16 protein-coding genes are annotated in these 16,646 nt (G+C 63.3%); 6 read left to right on the plus strand and 10 right to left on the minus strand.

Annotated elements, in window-relative coordinates; all coding sequences use genetic code 11:
- Positions 1-50: 50 nt before the first annotated feature.
- Together GCU68_RS01355 and ilvA are read left to right on the plus strand one after the other, a co-directional pair.
- On the plus strand, positions 51-1,352 hold the full coding sequence (locus tag GCU68_RS01355; protein ID WP_152938682.1) for an amidohydrolase: 1,302 nt from the start codon (positions 51-53) through the stop codon (positions 1,350-1,352).
- Positions 1,349-2,599: a threonine ammonia-lyase gene (gene ilvA, locus GCU68_RS01360; protein ID WP_152938683.1), complete on the plus strand. Its 1,251-nt coding sequence runs from the start codon at positions 1,349-1,351 to the stop codon at positions 2,597-2,599. Before GCU68_RS01355 ends, ilvA begins: the two co-directional genes overlap by 4 nt.
- Positions 2,600-3,055: 456 nt before the next feature.
- Here ilvA and GCU68_RS01365 read toward each other — a convergent pair whose 3' ends face one another.
- From GCU68_RS01365 to GCU68_RS01390, 6 genes are all read right to left on the minus strand, one after another.
- Positions 3,056-4,417 (minus strand): aminotransferase class III-fold pyridoxal phosphate-dependent enzyme, encoded by a 1,362-nt coding sequence (locus tag GCU68_RS01365; RefSeq protein WP_152938684.1) that lies wholly within the window; start codon positions 4,415-4,417, stop codon positions 3,056-3,058.
- A gap of 122 nt (positions 4,418-4,539) precedes the next feature.
- Positions 4,540-6,174: a BCCT family transporter gene (locus tag GCU68_RS01370; protein ID WP_152938685.1), complete on the minus strand. Its 1,635-nt coding sequence runs from the start codon at positions 6,172-6,174 to the stop codon at positions 4,540-4,542.
- 1,127 nt (positions 6,175-7,301) lie between these two features.
- Positions 7,302-7,949, minus strand: a complete 648-nt coding sequence (locus GCU68_RS01375) for a hypothetical protein (RefSeq protein WP_152938686.1) — start codon at positions 7,947-7,949, stop codon at positions 7,302-7,304.
- Positions 7,950-8,034: 85 nt separating this feature from the next.
- Positions 8,035-9,315 carry an amidohydrolase gene (locus GCU68_RS01380; RefSeq protein WP_152938687.1) on the minus strand — a complete coding sequence of 427 codons (1,281 nt, stop codon included), beginning with the start codon at positions 9,313-9,315 and terminating at the stop codon, positions 8,035-8,037.
- 96 nt (positions 9,316-9,411) lie between these two features.
- Positions 9,412-9,801, minus strand: coding sequence for a Rid family detoxifying hydrolase (locus GCU68_RS01385; RefSeq protein ID WP_152938688.1), 390 nt, complete (start codon positions 9,799-9,801; stop codon positions 9,412-9,414).
- Positions 9,802-9,819: 18 nt separating this feature from the next.
- Positions 9,820-11,202, minus strand: a complete 1,383-nt coding sequence (locus tag GCU68_RS01390; RefSeq protein ID WP_152938689.1) for an aspartate aminotransferase family protein — start codon at positions 11,200-11,202, stop codon at positions 9,820-9,822.
- 188 nt (positions 11,203-11,390) lie between these two features.
- On the opposite strand from GCU68_RS01390, the gene GCU68_RS01395 reads away from it, so the two are divergent.
- On the plus strand, positions 11,391-12,239 hold the full coding sequence (locus GCU68_RS01395; RefSeq protein ID WP_152938690.1) for a proline dehydrogenase family protein: 849 nt from the start codon (positions 11,391-11,393) through the stop codon (positions 12,237-12,239).
- A gap of 39 nt (positions 12,240-12,278) precedes the next feature.
- Positions 12,279-12,995 (plus strand): DUF502 domain-containing protein, encoded by a 717-nt coding sequence (locus GCU68_RS01400; protein WP_152938691.1) that lies wholly within the window; start codon positions 12,279-12,281, stop codon positions 12,993-12,995.
- Between the two features lie 19 nt (positions 12,996-13,014).
- Here the strand turns inward: GCU68_RS01400 and GCU68_RS01405 are convergent, their stop codons facing one another.
- The 3 genes from GCU68_RS01405 to GCU68_RS01415 form a co-directional block, all read right to left on the minus strand.
- Positions 13,015-14,208: a threonine synthase gene (locus GCU68_RS01405; RefSeq protein WP_152938692.1), complete on the minus strand. Its 1,194-nt coding sequence runs from the start codon at positions 14,206-14,208 to the stop codon at positions 13,015-13,017.
- A gap of 130 nt (positions 14,209-14,338) precedes the next feature.
- Entirely contained in the window at positions 14,339-14,515 is a 177-nt protein-coding gene (locus tag GCU68_RS01410; protein ID WP_006064639.1) for a 50S ribosomal protein L37e, read from the minus strand.
- Entirely contained in the window at positions 14,512-14,739 is a 228-nt protein-coding gene (locus GCU68_RS01415; protein WP_152938693.1) for an LSM domain-containing protein, read from the minus strand. Before GCU68_RS01415 ends, GCU68_RS01410 begins: the two co-directional genes overlap by 4 nt.
- Positions 14,740-14,851: 112 nt before the next feature.
- Here GCU68_RS01415 and GCU68_RS01420 point away from each other — a divergent pair, with 112 nt between their 5' ends.
- On the plus strand, positions 14,852-15,151 hold the full coding sequence (locus tag GCU68_RS01420) for a hypothetical protein (RefSeq protein ID WP_152938694.1): 300 nt from the start codon (positions 14,852-14,854) through the stop codon (positions 15,149-15,151).
- 42 nt (positions 15,152-15,193) lie between these two features.
- Positions 15,194-16,156, plus strand: coding sequence for a zinc-dependent metalloprotease (locus GCU68_RS01425; RefSeq protein ID WP_152938695.1), 963 nt, complete (start codon positions 15,194-15,196; stop codon positions 16,154-16,156).
- A gap of 48 nt (positions 16,157-16,204) precedes the next feature.
- Here the strand turns inward: GCU68_RS01425 and GCU68_RS01430 are convergent, their stop codons facing one another.
- Complete coding sequence (locus GCU68_RS01430; RefSeq protein WP_152938696.1) at positions 16,205-16,615, minus strand: nuclear transport factor 2 family protein; 411 nt, start codon at positions 16,613-16,615, stop codon at positions 16,205-16,207.
- Positions 16,616-16,646: the final 31 nt, after the last annotated feature.

Genomic DNA, 16,646 nt, shown 5'->3' on the forward strand with positions numbered 1-16,646 from the left:
TAAACACTGATTGTGTATAATTAAGTCGGTGGGGCGCGTCAGTGACTCGCATGAACGAGCCGATACGGGACCGCCTCGTGACGCTGCGACGGAGCCTGCACCGCCACCCCGAGCCGGCGTGGCGCGAGTTCGCCACGACAGCCCGACTCGTCGAAGAGATCCGTGCCATCGGTGTCGACGAACTCGCCGTCGGCCCGGACGCCTACGACCCTGCCGATCGGATGGCCGTCCCCGACGCAGACCTCGAGCCGTGGGTCGAACGCGCCCGCGAGCGCGGCGTCGACGACGCCCTGCTCGAGCGAATGACCGGCGGCAACACCGGCGCGGTCGCCGTCCTCGAGCGCGGTGAAGGGCCGGCGATTGGGCTGCGCGTCGACATCGACGGGCTGTTCATCGAGGAGTCGACCGACGACGACCACGATCCCACAGCCGAAGGGTTTCGCTCGGAGATCGACAGCACGATGCACGCCTGCGGCCACGACGCCCACATGACGTGGGGGCTGGCCGTCCTCGAGGCGATCAAACGGAGCGACTTTTCGGGGCGACTGGTCGTCTTCTTCCAGCCCGCAGAAGAGACCGGCGGCGGCGGCTGTCCGATGGCCAAAAGCGAGTTCGCCGAGGGGCTGGATTACCTGCTCGCGATCCACGTCGGCCTCGATCATCCGACGGGCGAGGTGGTCGCCGGAATCGAGAAGCCGCTGGCGATGTGTCACGTTGACGCGACGATCGAGGGGACCTCTGCCCACGCGGGCAAGGCACCCAACGAGGGTGACAACGCCATGCACGCGATGGGGACGGCGATCGAGAACGCCTACGGCATCCCCCGCCACGCCGACGGGATGACCCGCGTCAACATCGGCTACGCGGAAGCGGGCTCGGCGAGTAACGTCATCGCCGAACGCGCCCACATGGAGGCCGAAGCCCGCGGCGAGACGACCGAGCTGATGGAGTACATGAAGGATCGCCTCGAGCGCACGATCAAATCCGCGGCCAGAATGCACGGCTGTCGGGCCGACGTCGACGTCGTCAGCGAGTCGCCGCGCGCCGACAGCGATCCCGAACTGCAGTCGCTCGTCAGCACCGTCGCAAACGGCGTCGACGGCATCGACCGCGTGCTGCCCGCCGCCGACTTTGGCGCGAGCGAGGACGCGACCTTCCTCATGGATCGCGTCCAGCGCGACGGCGGCCTCGCGACGTACATGATCGTCGGCACCGACCACCCGACGAGCCACCACACGCCGACGTTCGACGTCGACGAAGACAGCCTCGAGCACGGCGTCGACGTCTTGGTTGAGACGATTCGAGCACTCGAGCACCAGCACCCGGTGGCACGGAACGAGGGTGAGACATGAACGAGGTCGACGGGATGAACGACTCGCTCGTCACCGTCGACGACGTCGAGGCCGCTCACGAGCGTATCGCCGACGTCGTCCACCGCACGCCGCTTGACACCTCGCGGACGTTCGCCAACATGAGCGGGGCCGCCTCCGTCGGTCTTAAACTCGAGAACGTCCAGCGGACGGGCTCGTTCAAGATCCGCGGCGCGTACAATCGGATGGCCCAGCTCTCCGCCGAGGAACGCGAGGCAGGCGTCATCGCCTCGAGCGCGGGCAACCACGCGCAGGGTGTTGCGCTGGCCGGCCAGTTGCTCGACATCGAGACGACCATCGTCGTCCCCGAGGTCACGCCCGCAGCGAAGATCGAGGCCACGCGGGGCTACGGGGCCGAGGTCGTCGTCGAGGGCGAGATTTACGAGCGGTCCTACGAGTACGCCCTCGAGCGCGCCGCCGAAACCGGCGAGACGTTCGTCCACCCCTTCGACGACGAGGCCATCATCGCCGGGCAAGGGACGATCGGTCTCGAGTTGCTCGAGCAGTATCCCGACCTCGACACCGTCCTCGTCGCCATCGGCGGCGGCGGCCTCATCTCGGGTATCGGAACGGTGCTGAAGGCACACGATCCGGACATTCGCGTGATTGGGATCCAGCCGGAGGGGGCTGCCCATGCAAAACCGTCGCTCGAGGGCGACGAAATCCACGAACTCGAAGGCGTCGACACCGTCGCGGAGGGGATCGCCGATACCCGCATGCTCACCAAGACGTTCACCGTCGCCAGCGAGGTCGTCGACGACGCCGTCAGCGTCAGCGATACGGAGATCGCGACCGGCGTGACGCTGCTCGCAGAGCGCGCAAAAACTGTCGCCGAGAGCGCCGGTGCCGCCCCGCTGGCAGCCGCTCTCTCGGACGACCTCGATCTCGAGGGCGACCACGTCGGCGTCGTCATCTCGGGCGGGAACGTCAACCTCACCGAACACGCCGAACTGACCCGCACCGGCCTCCACGACCTCGAGCGCTACGTCGACGCCCGACTGGCCGTTTCGGGGTGGCCGACGACCGTCGGCGACGTGGTCGACGCCGTGGAGTCACAGGGGGCGGAACTCGACGTCTTAGAGCGCGCGCGACGGGGCGCGGACGATCACCCGAATCGAACGCCCGTAACCGTCGGCCTCGAGGGGAGCGGCCCAGAGCATCTAACAGACGTACTCGAAGCGCTAGATGACCTCGAGAGCGTAGCGGTGGTCGAGCACTCGCTCGAGTGAGCCCACGAAGACACCGTCGGCGCGCTGAATCGCGACACCGTCACGATTCGAACACCGCGAGGGTGAGCGAGTGAGCGGCGCGAACGAGCGAATCGGGTGAGGAGAGTGAGGAACTCATCGGTGCCAGTGTTGCAGGACGACGGGCTCTCGGTTTCCGTCCGCATCGTGTTATGCTCTTGTGTAGGACATTGTTGGTGGGGCGCTGTCTGGCGATTTTGTTGTCACCAGAGCCGGTGACTTGTCTCGTCAGAAAGGCCGTGAAATCGATTGAATGGGTGTGTCTCTTGATCCGACGCTACCCGCGCGGTTGTCACCAACAATCTGCTTCACGAGAGCGATAGTGTTATTCTCCCCACAGGAACTGAATCCTGCGACTCACGACCGGTGTCACTGTCATCGATCCCGCCGCGCCGGGTAGCCGACAGAACGATCGTCGAGTAAGAATACAGAGCCCGATTACGCCGCTTTCGCGCTCGCGCCGACGGCCTCGATCGCCTCGAGGAAGATGCCGATCCCGAGTTCGATCTCGCGTTCGCTCGAGTCGAGCGGCGGGAGCAGACGGATCGTCTTCTTGCCACAGCCGAGCGTGAGCAGGCCGCGCTCGAGCGATTCCTGCACGACAGCGGTGCGGCGTTCGGGCGTGTCGAACTCGACGGCGAGCATCAGGCCCTTCCCGCGGACGTCCTCGACGTACTCCGGCGAGTCGTCGCGCAGGAGTTCTTTGGCCTGCTCGCCGCGTTCGGTGGCATTGTCGAGCAGGTCGTACTCCTCGATGGCCTCGAGGGTGAACGTGCCCATCATCGAGCCGAGCAGGTCGCCGCCGCCGAAGGTCGAGCCCAGTCGGTTCTTCTCGCTGGGGAAGATCTCCGACCGAGAGATCGTCGCACCGACGCGCAGCGCCTTCGCGCTGGCGATGACGTCGGGTTCGATCGGGTAGTGATCCGACGCCCAGATCTCGCCGGTACGACCGACACCAGCCTGAATCTCGTCGACCACGAGAGGAATGTCGTACTCGTCTGTGACGTCCGCGATTTCTTGCATGAACTCGGTGCTCGGAAATCGGTAGCCGCCGACGCCCTGAATCGGCTCGAGGGTGAGGAAGGCGATCTCGTCGGGATCGATATGCCCGCCTTCGGGCGCAAGCGAGTTGCGAAGCTGTGAGCCCGCGCCGGTGAAAAAGCCACAGTCGCAGGTGTCGGCCGAACAGCCACGGTCGGCACAGAACGGTACCGTTTCGATGCCGCTGATCTCCGGGTAGTGGCGCGTGTAGACGTCTTTGGATTTCGTGATCGACAGCGTACCGAACGTCCGGCCGTGGAAACTCCCCGAGAACGCCACGCCGTACTTCGAAGGTGCGCGATGGTCGTGGGTGATCTTCATCGCGTTCTCCATGGCCTCGGCCCCGGAGTTCGAGAGGAAGACGGTATCCATCCCGTACTGACTCGAGACGTCAGTCAGTTTCTCCATCAGGTGACTCGAGCCCGGCACGGCAGACTCCTCGGGGCTCGGGCCGGCGCCGAAGTACATATCTTGGCCGGCGATCTTCATCGGTTCGACGAGGTCGAACTCACGGAGTTTGTCGGTGACTTTCTCGTTGTTGTAGCCAAGCGGCGCCGCGCCGATGTGGCAGGTAAAGTCGAGGAGGACGTTCCCGTCGACGTCGGTGACGAAGGGACCGTCGGCCTCGCGGGTGATGTCCCAGACGAATTCGTGTGAGTACTCACTCGGTGCCGCGTTCTTTCCGTGGAACTCGACCCACTCGCGGCCGTTGGGTCCGGGGAAGGCATCCACGTCCGGTTGCGCTGTGTCCCTGTCCATACACAGATTATGTGTACGTCATCATTAAATCTTGTTATGGATTGGAACGATGGTCGCAGAAATCGGACGGACTGGCGAGCCACTGTCGAGACGAATGGCGAAAACGGAGAGCGGTAGCGAGGTTAGTCGTCAGTCGGTTCGGCGCTTGCGGCCGGTTCCTCGTCGGACTGGTCCGGCGTCGAGCCGACGAGCACCGTCTTATCCTGCAGCAACACTCGCCCCTCGGTTGCGCTGAAGTTCTTGATCAGCGAGAGCATGGCGAGGAAACAGACGAACGCAAATGGTGCGCCGGTGATGACGACCGCCTGCTGGAGTGCATCAGCTCCGGCCCCATCGCCGAGGATCATGAGAATCGCTGCCGTCAGCCCGAGGACGATCCCCCAAAAGACCCGATTGATGGTCGAGGGGCGTTCCTTGCCGCCGGTCGTCATCATCGAGACGGCGAGCGTCGAGGAGTCCGCCGACGTGATGAAGAACGTGGTGACGATGATCATAAAGGCGATCATGAGCACGGAACCGAACGGGAACGCCTCGAACAGCGCGAAGCCAGCGACTGGCGCGCCGTGTTCGCTCACGGGGCCGAGGATATCCGTGACGCCGTTGTGCTGGGCCCAGACGGCCGAGCCACCGACGAACGTAAACCACGGAATGGTTGCTGCCGAGGTTGCGACGATTCCCGTAAACGCGACCTCACGAACGGTACGGCCCTTGGCGATCCGCGCGATGAACAGGCCGGCGAAGGGCGACCACGAGAGCGCCCATGCCCAGTAGAAGACGGTCCAGGATTCGACCCAGGCGGTTCCGCCCTCGGATCCAGTCCCGGTGTAGAGACTCATCGACACGAAGTCGCTGATCATCCCGCCCATGGCCTGTGAGCCAAGCAACAACAGGAACATCGTCGGCCCCAAGATGAACGTCGCGAGCATGATCACGACGAACAGCCCCATGTTGAAGTTCGAGAGCCGCCGGATTCCCTTGTCGACCCCGAGCACCATCGAGACGGTAAACAGGATCGTCATCGTCGTCACGATCAGGAGAATACCCCAGTCACCCAGGTTGATTCCCCACTGGTAGTCCAGCCCGGTGATGAACTGACTGCCGATGAATCCAAGCGAGGTCGCGACGCCACCGATCGTCGCGAAGACGGCCAGAATGTCCACGACCTTGGCGACCGGCCCATCGAGGTTTTCTTTCCCGATAACCGGTGTGAGTGCCGAGGAAACGCGCAGTGGCACGTTCTCGTAGTTGTACGCGAAGTACCCGATCGCGATCCCCATAATCGTAAACACCGCCAACTGTGGCAGCGCCCAGTGGAACAGTGTCTGCTGGACTGCGACCGAGATCGCCGCACTCGAGCCACCCTCGACGCCGAACAGCGGCGATGGGTTGTCGTAGTAGAATAGCGCCTCGGTCGGGCCCCAGAAGACGACCCCGGCAGCGAACCCGGCTGAGTACAGCATCGAGAAAAACGACAGGAAGCTGTACTCAGGATCGTCATCGCCCAGCGTGGCCTTCCCCCACGGACCGACGATCAAAAACAACAGGAACAGGACGATGAGGAAGACGATCACCAGCAACGCCCAGCTGAGGTAGCTGAGCATTTCGGCGTGCACAGTCGCGATACCGCTCGAAACGGCGTCTCGGTCGACGAAGAAGGCCCCGATCACCCCCAGTGTGATCAACGCCCCGAACATGAAGACGACCGGATCGAGTTCGTCGGTAAAGCGCTCGACCATCCCCATCTCGGAGTCGCTCATGTTCTCACCCCCGTCGTCGACTGCTGGTCGGATAGTTTGGTCCCCAATCCCTGCGTTCGTCTACCACTCGCCATGCGCTGCAATGGCATACCTCACCAATTGTCAGTATCTCGTATAAACATTTCCTTTCTGTAACCGACATACACAGATTACGTTTATTGGACAGCCTTATAGAGCACAGCCACAACGATATACATAATCAAACGCCCATGCAATTATAGTTCAGAAGAAGACAATACCACACAGATCTTTGTGCCGAGCACAACACACCGGGCCGACAGTACACTAACCCTGAACGATTACGGGGGCAGGGTGACGAAGAACGAACTCACATACTGTATACAGTCCCGACGCGAGCCCTTCTAATGACACGACATGGCATGCTGCCTCGGTTTGTGAGACACACCACCCACGGCTAATCTCGATACCGGACGACCGATGCCCGACTGTCACGCCACGAGTGACTTGGCGACCGGGTGGACGACTTACCCCACACAGCCACGACTCCGGGCAGCGACGCTCACCCTGAAATCAGTTGAGAGCCTCTCGTCGAACACCGTTTCCGATTCGCCGAACCTGATGGGATCCCCAATTGACCGGGTCGTCGTACTGTTCGTTTACCGACATCAGATACAACAAGACGAGAATCGGGATCACGATTCCTACCGGGGGAATTGCATACGCGATACTGATGAGAAGTACCCCGAACGCCGATACTGTAAAATATGCGACTGCCGTGAGTCAGCCAAGCGGGTGTAACGACAGCAACCCGATACCCACAGTTAACGTGACTAGCGCTCCCAAAACGCCGCCTAGCCACTCGAACGGCGAACCACCGATGCCAATATCAGCGATCGATTGGTAAAGCGACACCGTCCCGTCCAGTCCGAGAACGAGTGAGAGCAAAATGACACCGAGAGGGGCTTCCTCGAGACAATTTCCTATCATAAAATATATTTTTCTTCAACTTATGGTTAATATATCTATTTATAGATAATAAACTATCGTATCTGATGCCAGCTTTCTGGACCGGTAGTGTATGTCTGCCCTCTCTCGGATTGTCATACTGTCGGACAGAATAGACGACACGGCCAGCACGTCACTGCCGGTGGATCGGTTTGACGGGCTCAGTTCGTCAACTCCTCGAGTTTTTGCTCGCGCGTCTCGGCGCTTTCGGTGAGTCGCTGGCTGAACTCGTCGACGCGGTCCTGGATGTTCTCGCGGGCCGCGTCGGGCGAGAAGCCATCCGACATCGTCAACAGCCGGACGAACGCACGGAGTTCCTCGTCGGTCAACTGGGCGAACTCCTCGTTCTCGAGTTTGTCGATGACCTCGTCGACATCGATCTGGCCGACCGGTTCGACGTTGAACTCGACGTTGACCATCCGGTAGTTCGAGCCGGCGAGTTGCTGTTCGGCTTTGCCGACACCTTCCGAGAGCATGTCCTTGAAGGGGGTGTAGTAGCCCATCGTTCCGAGATGCAAGAACGCGAGCATGTCGGTGATCCCCTGCGTGTAGGCGTCCCGATCCTCGTCGTCGGGATCGAACACGGTCTGTCGGTCGCGTTCCTCGAGGTACTCGAAGAGGATGCTGAAATCGAGCACTGCGTTACGAACTCGCCGCCGGATCCGGTTTCGCTTCTGCTTTTTCGAGTGATCCGTGTAGTCCGTTTTTCGACCGAGCAGAAAATCGCGGTCGGAGGGCGTCAGAATACCGCGCGGGCGATCCGAGTCCGCCGCCGTTCGGAGCGACTCCGGCACGTCGTCCTGGCTCATACACCCTACACAGAGAGCGCGGGAATTAACGTTTCTGATCTCTCAAACATGATATGTATTCAACAACACTGCCGGATGGACCGCCTCACGGTTGCCGCCGTGAGAGGTCGATCACGGTGTTTGCGAGCACCGAAACGCCAATCTCGAGGCTGTCCTCGTCGATGTCGAATGTCGGCGTGTGGTGGTTCGTCGGGTGATCGGTGCCGACGAGCACGTACGACGCCAGCCCGTTGTTCGACTGCACACGCTCCATCAGATAGGTGACGTCCTCGCTGGCGCCGAAATCTGTCTTCGGAACGACGGAGTCGACGCCCGACACCTCCCAGGCGACGTCGCCGACGAGCGAGCGAAGCGCCGGATGGCTATCGACGCGGGGCGACTCGCCGAGCACGCGCGGCGTGACGTCGCAGTCGTGCATCTCGGCGGCGGCGTACAACACGCGCTCGAGTTCCGTCCGGGTGTACTCCATCAGCGCCGTGGTCTCCCCGCGAACCTCGGCCTCGATCGAGACCTCCTCGGCGATGACGTTGCTCGCGGTGCCGCCTTCGATCCGGCCGACGTTGACGCGAGTCATCCCGTCGGCGTGTCGAGGGATCGCGTAGGCGTTTTGGATCGCGGTTGCAGCCGCCTGCATCGCGTTCGCCCCCTGATTCGGCGCTTTGCCGGCGTGGGCGCTGGCCCCCTCGAACGTCGCCGTCAGATGCGCCATCGCCAGCGGCTTTTCGACGCCAGCGACGATCTCGCCGGTCGGGTGATCGAGGCCGATGTGCACCGCGAGCAGGTAGTCGACATCGTCGAGATAGCCGCTGGCAGCCATCGCCTTCCCACCACCGGAGATCTCCTCGGCGGGCTGGAAAAAGACCTTCAGCGTCCCCTCGAACTCGCTCGCTTTGACCGCCTCGAGCGTTCCCAGCCCCATCGCGATGTGGCCGTCGTGGCCACAGGCGTGCATGTAGCCCTCGTGATTCGAGCGAAACCCTTCGGCAGTCGGCCGGTGATCGTCAGCCGTCGATTCCGCCATCGAAATCGCGTCGAGATCGACGCGCAAGCCGACCGTGGGTCCCGCACCCTGCTCAAGGACCGCCACGACGCCGGTGTGACCATCTGCCGTCCGCTCGAGGATGTCGGATCGAACGCCCGCGTCTCGGGCCCGCTCGAGCCACGGCTCGAGTTCAGCGTCGGATGGGACAGCCATGCGTTCGTCGGTCGCCAGCGCCTCACGGCCGACGGCGATCTCGTCGACGCCGATCGACTCGAGTTCGCGGACGACGCGGGCCGTCGTCTGGAACTCCCGCCAGCCGGGCTCGGGATGGCGATGGAACGCCCGCCGGAGATCGCGCAGTCGAGTGGGGGTGTCGTAGGCCATGCGTGGCACTGCTAGAGAGCAGAACTATTTAATCGTGCTCAATGATCGCACACTGAGCGGGGGAGGAAAACAGATATCGTCGCTCGGCCGCCGGTCTCAACCGAGATATGCGGTCGCGTCCATCTCGACGCAGACATCCTCGGGGAGCCGCGAGACTTCGACGCAGACGCGAGCCGGCGGTTCGTCGCCGAACTGCGCGCCGTAGGCCTCGTTGACGCGTTCGTAGTCCTCGAGATCGGTCAGATAGACCGTTACCTTGACGACGTCCGCGAGGCCGTCGCCGCCGGCCTCGGAGACGACGGCAGCAATGTTCTCGAGTACTTGCTCAGTTTGAGCCTCGATCTCGCCGTCGACGGCCTCGCCGGTCGCCGGATCGACCGGGCCGTAGCCGGAGACGTGGAGGGTGTCACCGGCGCGGACGCCCTGCGAGTAGGGGTTGTCGTTGCTCGGTGCGCCGTCGGTTTCGATTGGGGTGGGGTCGGACATCGTGCTTCGAGTGACTGTTCAGGCGGTCTGTGCCGTCGCTTTCGTCGCGTGTTCGATCGCGTCGACGACGACGTCGAGCGCCGTTTCGGCCAGTTCGTGTGTGAGCACGAGCGGCGGGAGGAATCGCAGCACGTTGCCGTGGCGGCCGGCCGTCCAGATCAGGACGCCGTGTTCGAAACAGTACTGCTGGATCTCGTCGACGACGTCGCCGTCCGGTCGGCCGTCTTCGTCGACGAATTCGGCGCCGATGAACAGTCCCTTGCCGCGGATGTCGGCGAGACGATCCGTCTCGTCGGCGGCTTCGCGGAGTCGGCCCTGGATGTACTCGCCCAGGTCACGGGCGTGGGCGAGCAGGTCGTGTTCCTGAATGTACTCGATGGCGCGGGTGCCGGCGCGCATGCCGACGACGTGGCCGCGGTAGGTGCCGGCGTGGTCGCCCGAGCCCCACGTGTCGAGGTCCTCTTTGTACATCGTCGCCGACAGCGGGAAGCCCGCGCCACCGAGTGCCTTCGCGGAGGTCATCGCGTCGGGCGTGACGCCCTCCCAGTCGCTGGCCCACCACTGACCGGTGCGGCCGAGGCCGGACTGAATCTCGTCGAAGACGAGCGTAACGTCGTTGTCGGTGGCGATGTCGCGCAGCCCCTGCAGGAACCCTTCCGGCGGCGTGACGATACCGCCCTCGCCCTGAATCGGTTCGACGATGATGCCCGCGGGGTTCGCGAGCCCGCCGTAGGGGTCCTCGACGATCGCCTGCACTTCCTCGAGCGCGTGGTCGATGGCCTCCTGTGGCGTCTTGCCCTGTCGGAACGGATGCGGGTACGGCGCGTGGACGACGTCCGAGAGCAGCGGCGTGTAGTGGCCCTTGAACTTCTTGTTCGAGGTGACGCTCATCGCGCCGGTGGTCGCGCCGTGGTAGGCCCCGCGGAAGGCAATAAGGCCGTCGCCCCCGGTGTTGTACTTGGACAGTTTGATCGACGCTTCGATCGCGTCGCTGCCGGTTGGGCCGCCGAAGACGACCCGGTTGTTCCCCTGCAGACCCGAAGGCGCGATCTCGTCGAGTTTCTCGATCAACTCGAGGCGCGCGTCGGTCGGGAAGTCGACCGTGTGGACGAACTTGTCTGCCTGCTCGTGGACTGCCTCTAAGACGTACGGGTTCGAGTGGCCGACGTTGAGCACGCCGATCCCCGCGAAGAGATCGATGTACGTGTTGCCGTCGGCGTCACGAACCGTCGAACCCTTGCCTTCCTCGAACGCGATCGGAATGTCGTTCGGGTACGCGACCGCGCTACTGTCGATTTCCGCCTGTTTCTCGAGCAGCGAGCGGGTGTTCGGCCCGGGAACGGTGTCGACGTCCGGTGCGTCATCGTAGTGGAGTTCCTCGATCGGTGGTCCTGCTGTCATACCTCACCCCAGGAGAAACAGCTACTAATAATTTATCCACAGTATCTATACAGGCCATACACAGATATCGAATACTATCGTGCGTCGGTCCTCGAGACGGGAGCGGTCGGTCCTGACTCCAGTCAGTCGAACGCATCAGTCTGAGAGACGTACAAACGCCCTTAATAGTGGCTGCCGAACGAACGCGTATGATTCCGCCGATCGCGGACCGCTTCGTCGCCGGCGAATCGCCGGCAGAAGCGCTCGATCACGTCCGACAGCTCAACGGACAGCACGTCAAGGCGATCGTCAACCTGCTCGGCGAACACTACGACGACCGATCGTCGGTTCGTGCCGACGCCGCGGCGTATCGGGCGCTGGTCGGCGACATCTCGAAATCGGGGCTCGATGCCTGTCTCTCGGTCAAACCCTCGCAGCTCGGCCTCGATCTCGGCGAGGATGTCTTCCGCGAGGAACTCGCCGCGGTCGTCGACGCGGCGGCTGACCACGACGTCTTCGTCTGGATCGATATGGAAGATCACACGACGACGGACGCGACCCTCGACGCCTTCGAGGCCCTCGCCCGTGAGTACGGCGACGATGACCAGTATCGGGTCGGCGTCTGCGTGCAGGCGAATCTCAGACGGACCCGCGACGACGTCGAGCGGCTCGCGGACGTTCCCGGCAAGGTCCGGTTCGTCAAGGGTGCCTACGACGAACCGGCCGCCGTCGCCTACCAGCAGTCGGCTCGTGTCGACCAGGAGTACAAATCCCTCCTCGAGTATGTCTTCGAACGGTACGACGGGGGCATCGGCGTCGGCAGCCACGATCCGGCGATGATCGACCACGCGATCGCCCTCCACGACGAACACGGCACCGACTTCGAGATTCAGATGCTCATGGGCGTCCGTGAAACCGCACAGTTCGACCTCGCCGAGTCGTACCCGGTCTACCAGTACGTCCCCTTCGGCGACCGCTGGAAGTCGTACTTCTATCGTCGAATGACCGAGCGGAAAGAAAACCTCCGGTTCGGCCTTCGAGCGATCCTCGGTCGCTAAAGGGAAGGGCTCATTAGCCCTTGGTGTGAGTTTTTGTACATGGCTTCGTGGAAGCGGGATTTCGCGAGTGGGCTGATCGTTCTCGGCCCAATTCTCGTCACACTCTACGTCATCTACTGGCTCTACGGGCTCATCGCGGGGCTCACGCCCGGCCTCATCCTCGAGGCTGAAGCCCTCGAGTCGCTGATCCCCGGCAGTGGCCCGCAGGCCCAGCAGACTCGCGAACAGCTCGCACAGTTTCTCCGCGTCGTGGTCGCGTTGACCGTCTTCGTTATTCTCACCTTCTCCGTCGGCTATCTCATGCGGACGACCGTCGGCGGCCTGGTCGAACGGCTCGTCGACAACGTCGCCAACCGCGTCCCCGTCATGCGCGTCGTCTACAACGCCTCGAAGATGGCCGCCGAAACCGCCTTCGGCGAACAGGAATCGCTACAGAAACCCGTGAAAGTCGAGACCTGGAACGGGTTACGAATGACGGCGTTCAAAACCGGCAAGACGACCGACGACGGCCGCGAGGTGCTGTTCTTACCGACGTCACCGAACATCACGACCGGGTTCGTCATCGAGGTCGAATCCGAGCGGATCATCGAACTCGACGAAGACGTCGAAGACGCGCTGACTCGCGTTCTGAGCGCCGGATTCGGCGATGCAAGCCGGAATCGCAGCATGGACGCCGGCGTCTCGATCGACGTCGTCGACGAGCGACAGGTCGAGGCCCTCGAGGACTCGAGCGCCGACAGCGCCGACGACGACTGAGTCGGTATCGAGACTCGTTCTAGACGCCCTGACTCATCAGGTGGCTGCGCAACACGTCGCCCTCCTTGCTTCCCGCAGCAGTGTTGACGATGACGACCGTCTCGTCGCCGTCGAACGCGCCGCGCTCGGATAGGTCCCACACGCCGCTGGCGGTTGCTGCCGCGCTCGGCGTCAGCTCGAGACCAGTGTGTTTGGCGACCTGGACGCCGGCCTCGAGGATGTCCGGGTCCTCGGTGGCGACAGCCCCGCCGTCGGTCTCGTCGATCGCCTCGAGCACCCGCTCACTCGCCGGCGGGTCCGGAATCTCGAGTTCGCCACAGATGGTGTCTGGCGTCTCGACCGGGTCGTGGACGTCCAGTTCGTTCTCGACGGCGTCGACGATCGGCGCACAGCCGGCCGCCTGCGCAGCGTACAGCCCCGGCAGCTTGTCGATCAGGCCGAGCGCCCGCAGCTCCGTCGCGGCCTTGTACGCGCCGACGAGGCCGACGCCGATGCCCGTCGGGTAGGCGACCACGTCAGGGACCTCCCACTCGAGTCCCTCGACGATTTCGTACAGCGTCGTCTTCGCGCCCTCGTGGCGGTACGGCGTGACGAACGACTGGACCGAGTACCAGTCGTCGTGTTCGGCCAGTCCCTCCTCGTAGGCCCCGACGGCGTCGCCGAAGCGCCCGCCGACGACGTTCATGTCGCCGCCGTGGACGTTGATCATGGCCTTGTTCGAAAAACTCGAGCGCGAGGGAACGTAGGTGTGGGACTCGAGGCCTGCCCGGCCGGCGTAGGCGGCCGCGGACTGCCCGCTGTTGCCCGTCGATGCGAGGACGACGTCCGTCGCGCCGTGGTGGCTGGCCGCCGTCAGCGCAAGCGACTGGCCCCGATCCGCCATCGAACCCGTCGGGTTTCGGCCGTCGTCTTTGATCAGCAGGCGCTCGACACCCAGTTCGTCAGCCAGGTCGGGACAGTCGATCAGCGCTGTTGCCCCCTCGCCGGTCGTCACTGCCGATTCGCGCGGGAACGGCAGCAGTTCCTCGTAGCGCCACTGTGAGTCGAACGGTCGCGACGCGAGCGTTTCGCGATCGAGATCGATCGCGTCGTAGTCGTAAGTCGGATCGAGCATCCCGCCGCAGTCGGGACACTGGTGCGGTTCGTCCGCGGCGTCGTAGGTCGCCTCACAGTCGACACACTCGAGGCCAACAAAGGCGTCCGTCGTCTCCATACTCGAGTGTTCGCGGCCCGGGACAAATGATTGTCCATCGGCGGGTTCACGCCATTGGGTCGCCGTCAGTGACCTCGAGTGTCGTCACTCGAGGTGGAGAAAGCAGAAGCGAAAACGGCAGAGGTCAGAATCAGTTGTCGCCGGTTTTCGACTGCCACTCGTAGCTGCGGCGTTTGGCCGATTTGCCAAAGCCACACGACGAGCAGACTTTCTTCTTGGTGTGGTAAGACTTCTCTCCGCAGCGACGACACTTCGTGTGCGTCGTCTTGTTCTTCTTTCCTTGGCTCGGGGTTCCTGCGCCAGTCATGGAGTGATCGAAACGACGTTATCGCCGCGTATAATGGTTGTGTCTTCGGCCGGCGACTCCGATTCGACTTCGTCCCCAACGGGGATCGTGACGTCCTCGAGCACGAGATTCATGTGCTGGTCGTAGCCAGCGAGGTCACCGACGTACTCGTCGCCACTCTTGAGTCGTACCGTGACACGTTCGCCAAGCGACGCCTCGAGGACGTCCAGCGGTCGTCCACTCATACGAAAGACCGCAGGTGATGGACACTTAATCGTACCGGTCCGTCGCCCGAAATCGTCTCACCTCGAGTGAGTCAACCCAACGGCTAAGTGTCCACTCGTGGAGTGTCCGACCATGGCAGACAAGAAATTCACCTTCATCGAGTTGCATCTCGACGGCGACACCCAGTTCGGTCCGCGAGCGCTCGGCGACGCGTTGCCAGTCGGCGACGACGAGTCGGCGACAGAGGCCGAGAGCGAAACCGAGGACGACGAGGTCGCCGCGGCCGACGACGAGTCCGGCGGAAAAGCCATCGGTGCGATCGTTGCGCTCGCCGTTCTCGTCGCCATCGCCGCTGCCGCCAAGAAGTTCCGTGGCGGTGACGAGGGATCGGACCTCGAGGCCGACGAAGAGCCCGAAGTCATCGTCAACTAACCCGACCGAACGCTTTTGCGCCTGCCTCCCGTATCCGTATTCGTGAATCTCTATCGTAGCGCCCAGGCCGTTGCCGGGGCGTCCGGTGACGATATGATCGACTGGCAGTCGGCCGCAGACGCTGCGAAAGCAGCGACCGAACCGGGCTCGCTCGACGTGTCGCCTGCCGAGCGCGAGGCCTACGCGCGTGACGTCCGCGAGGCGCGAGCGGCGATCCGAACGGTGTCCGGTGCCGACTTCGACGTTCCCGACACCATCGAGATCCAGAACCGTCACCACTGGATCGACGCCAACATCGCGACGTTCGAACGCGTCATGGGCACCCTCGAGGAGCAGGTCCAGACGGGGATGTTCCCCGGCGTTGCCCAGACGATCAACACGGGAACGATGACGGTGTTGCTCGCGTTCCTCGGGCGAAACGTACTGGGCCAGTACGATCCCCTCTTGCTCGCCGAGACACCCGCCGACGACCACGCACTCTACTTCGTCCGGCCGAACATTCTGAACGCCGCCGACAAACTCGACGTCGACGCCGACCGGTTCCGGCGCTGGATCGCCTTCCACGAGGTGACCCACGCTGCCGAGTTCGGGGCCGCCCCGTGGCTATCCGACCACCTCGAGACCCGCATGGAACACGGCATCGCCGCGCTTTCTGACGGCTCGTTCGACCGACAGTCGTTCCGCGAACTCGACGCCGCGATGACCGTCGTCGAGGGCTACGCAGAACTGCTGATGGACCACGCGTTCGACGACGAGTACGCCGACCTCCGGCGCAAACTCGACCAGCGCCGACAGGGTCGTGGGCCGCTCCAGAAGCTGTTCCGACGGCTGCTCGGCCTCGGCCTGAAAGAACGACAGTACGAGCGCGGCAAGGGATTCTTCGAGGACGTCGTCAGCGCACGCGACCTCGAGACGGCGAGTCTCGTCTGGGAGCGACCCGAAAACCTTCCGACGCACGACGAACTCGACCAGCCCGGGCTGTGGCTCCGCCGTATCGAGCGCTAACGACGGCTGTCTTCTGCGGGTCTGCGGGTTCGTGGATCGTATTTTCGCTTACGATAGCTCGTGGGCTGCGCTGACGTGCATCGTTGCGAACAGCCACTCGCGGCCGTCGTCGGCCGCCGTCGATTCTTCGGGGACTCGAACGAGCGTCCCGCTCCAGCGCGTCTCGAAGCACCGGCGCTCACCGTCTCGAGTATCGGTCCAGGCCATCGTCACCTCGTCGGCGACCGTGGCGACGCCGTCGCGCTCGGTGACGACGAGGTGGTGGCTCTCGACGGACCACCCCGACGTCGTTTCGGTCTGTTCTTGGAGTGCCTCGCTGACGGCCTCGAAGCCGAACAGCGACTCACTGATGCCGAACTTGACGGTTGACTCGTCCTCGAGGAAGTACGGTGACAGCGGTTCCCCGGCTCGGAGCGCCTCGTAGTAGTCGCGGACGACGGTTTCGGCGCGGTCGCTCATACCGTCTCCTGTCGACGTCCAATTCAAAAGG

Source organism: Natronorubrum aibiense (assembly GCF_009392895.1).
GTDB lineage: Archaea > Halobacteriota > Halobacteria > Halobacteriales > Natrialbaceae > Natronorubrum > Natronorubrum aibiense.

Excerpts from the sequence above, each read along its gene's own strand:
- GCU68_RS01370 (WP_152938685.1), bottom strand. The coding sequence starts at position 6,174 with ATGAGCGACTCCGAGATGGGGATGGTCGAGCGCTTTACCGACGAACTC.
- GCU68_RS01395 (WP_152938690.1), top strand. The coding sequence starts at position 11,391 with ATGATTCCGCCGATCGCGGACCGCTTCGTCGCCGGCGAATCGCCGGCA.
- GCU68_RS01390 (WP_152938689.1), bottom strand. The coding sequence starts at position 11,202 with ATGACAGCAGGACCACCGATCGAGGAACTCCACTACGATGACGCACCG.
- GCU68_RS01415 (WP_152938693.1), bottom strand. The coding sequence starts at position 14,739 with ATGAGTGGACGACCGCTGGACGTCCTCGAGGCGTCGCTTGGCGAACGT.
- GCU68_RS01430 (WP_152938696.1), bottom strand. The coding sequence starts at position 16,615 with ATGAGCGACCGCGCCGAAACCGTCGTCCGCGACTACTACGAGGCGCTC.
- ilvA (WP_152938683.1), top strand. The coding sequence starts at position 1,349 with ATGAACGAGGTCGACGGGATGAACGACTCGCTCGTCACCGTCGACGAC.
- GCU68_RS01355 (WP_152938682.1), top strand. The coding sequence starts at position 51 with ATGAACGAGCCGATACGGGACCGCCTCGTGACGCTGCGACGGAGCCTG.
- GCU68_RS01365 (WP_152938684.1), bottom strand. The coding sequence starts at position 4,417 with ATGGACAGGGACACAGCGCAACCGGACGTGGATGCCTTCCCCGGACCC.
- GCU68_RS01380 (WP_152938687.1), bottom strand. The coding sequence starts at position 9,315 with ATGGCCTACGACACCCCCACTCGACTGCGCGATCTCCGGCGGGCGTTC.
- GCU68_RS01375 (WP_152938686.1), bottom strand. The coding sequence starts at position 7,949 with ATGAGCCAGGACGACGTGCCGGAGTCGCTCCGAACGGCGGCGGACTCG.
- GCU68_RS01405 (WP_152938692.1), bottom strand. The coding sequence starts at position 14,208 with ATGGAGACGACGGACGCCTTTGTTGGCCTCGAGTGTGTCGACTGTGAG.
- GCU68_RS01410 (WP_006064639.1), bottom strand. The coding sequence starts at position 14,515 with ATGACTGGCGCAGGAACCCCGAGCCAAGGAAAGAAGAACAAGACGACG.
- GCU68_RS01385 (WP_152938688.1), bottom strand. The coding sequence starts at position 9,801 with ATGTCCGACCCCACCCCAATCGAAACCGACGGCGCACCGAGCAACGAC.
- GCU68_RS01400 (WP_152938691.1), top strand. The coding sequence starts at position 12,279 with ATGGCTTCGTGGAAGCGGGATTTCGCGAGTGGGCTGATCGTTCTCGGC.
- GCU68_RS01420 (WP_152938694.1), top strand. The coding sequence starts at position 14,852 with ATGGCAGACAAGAAATTCACCTTCATCGAGTTGCATCTCGACGGCGAC.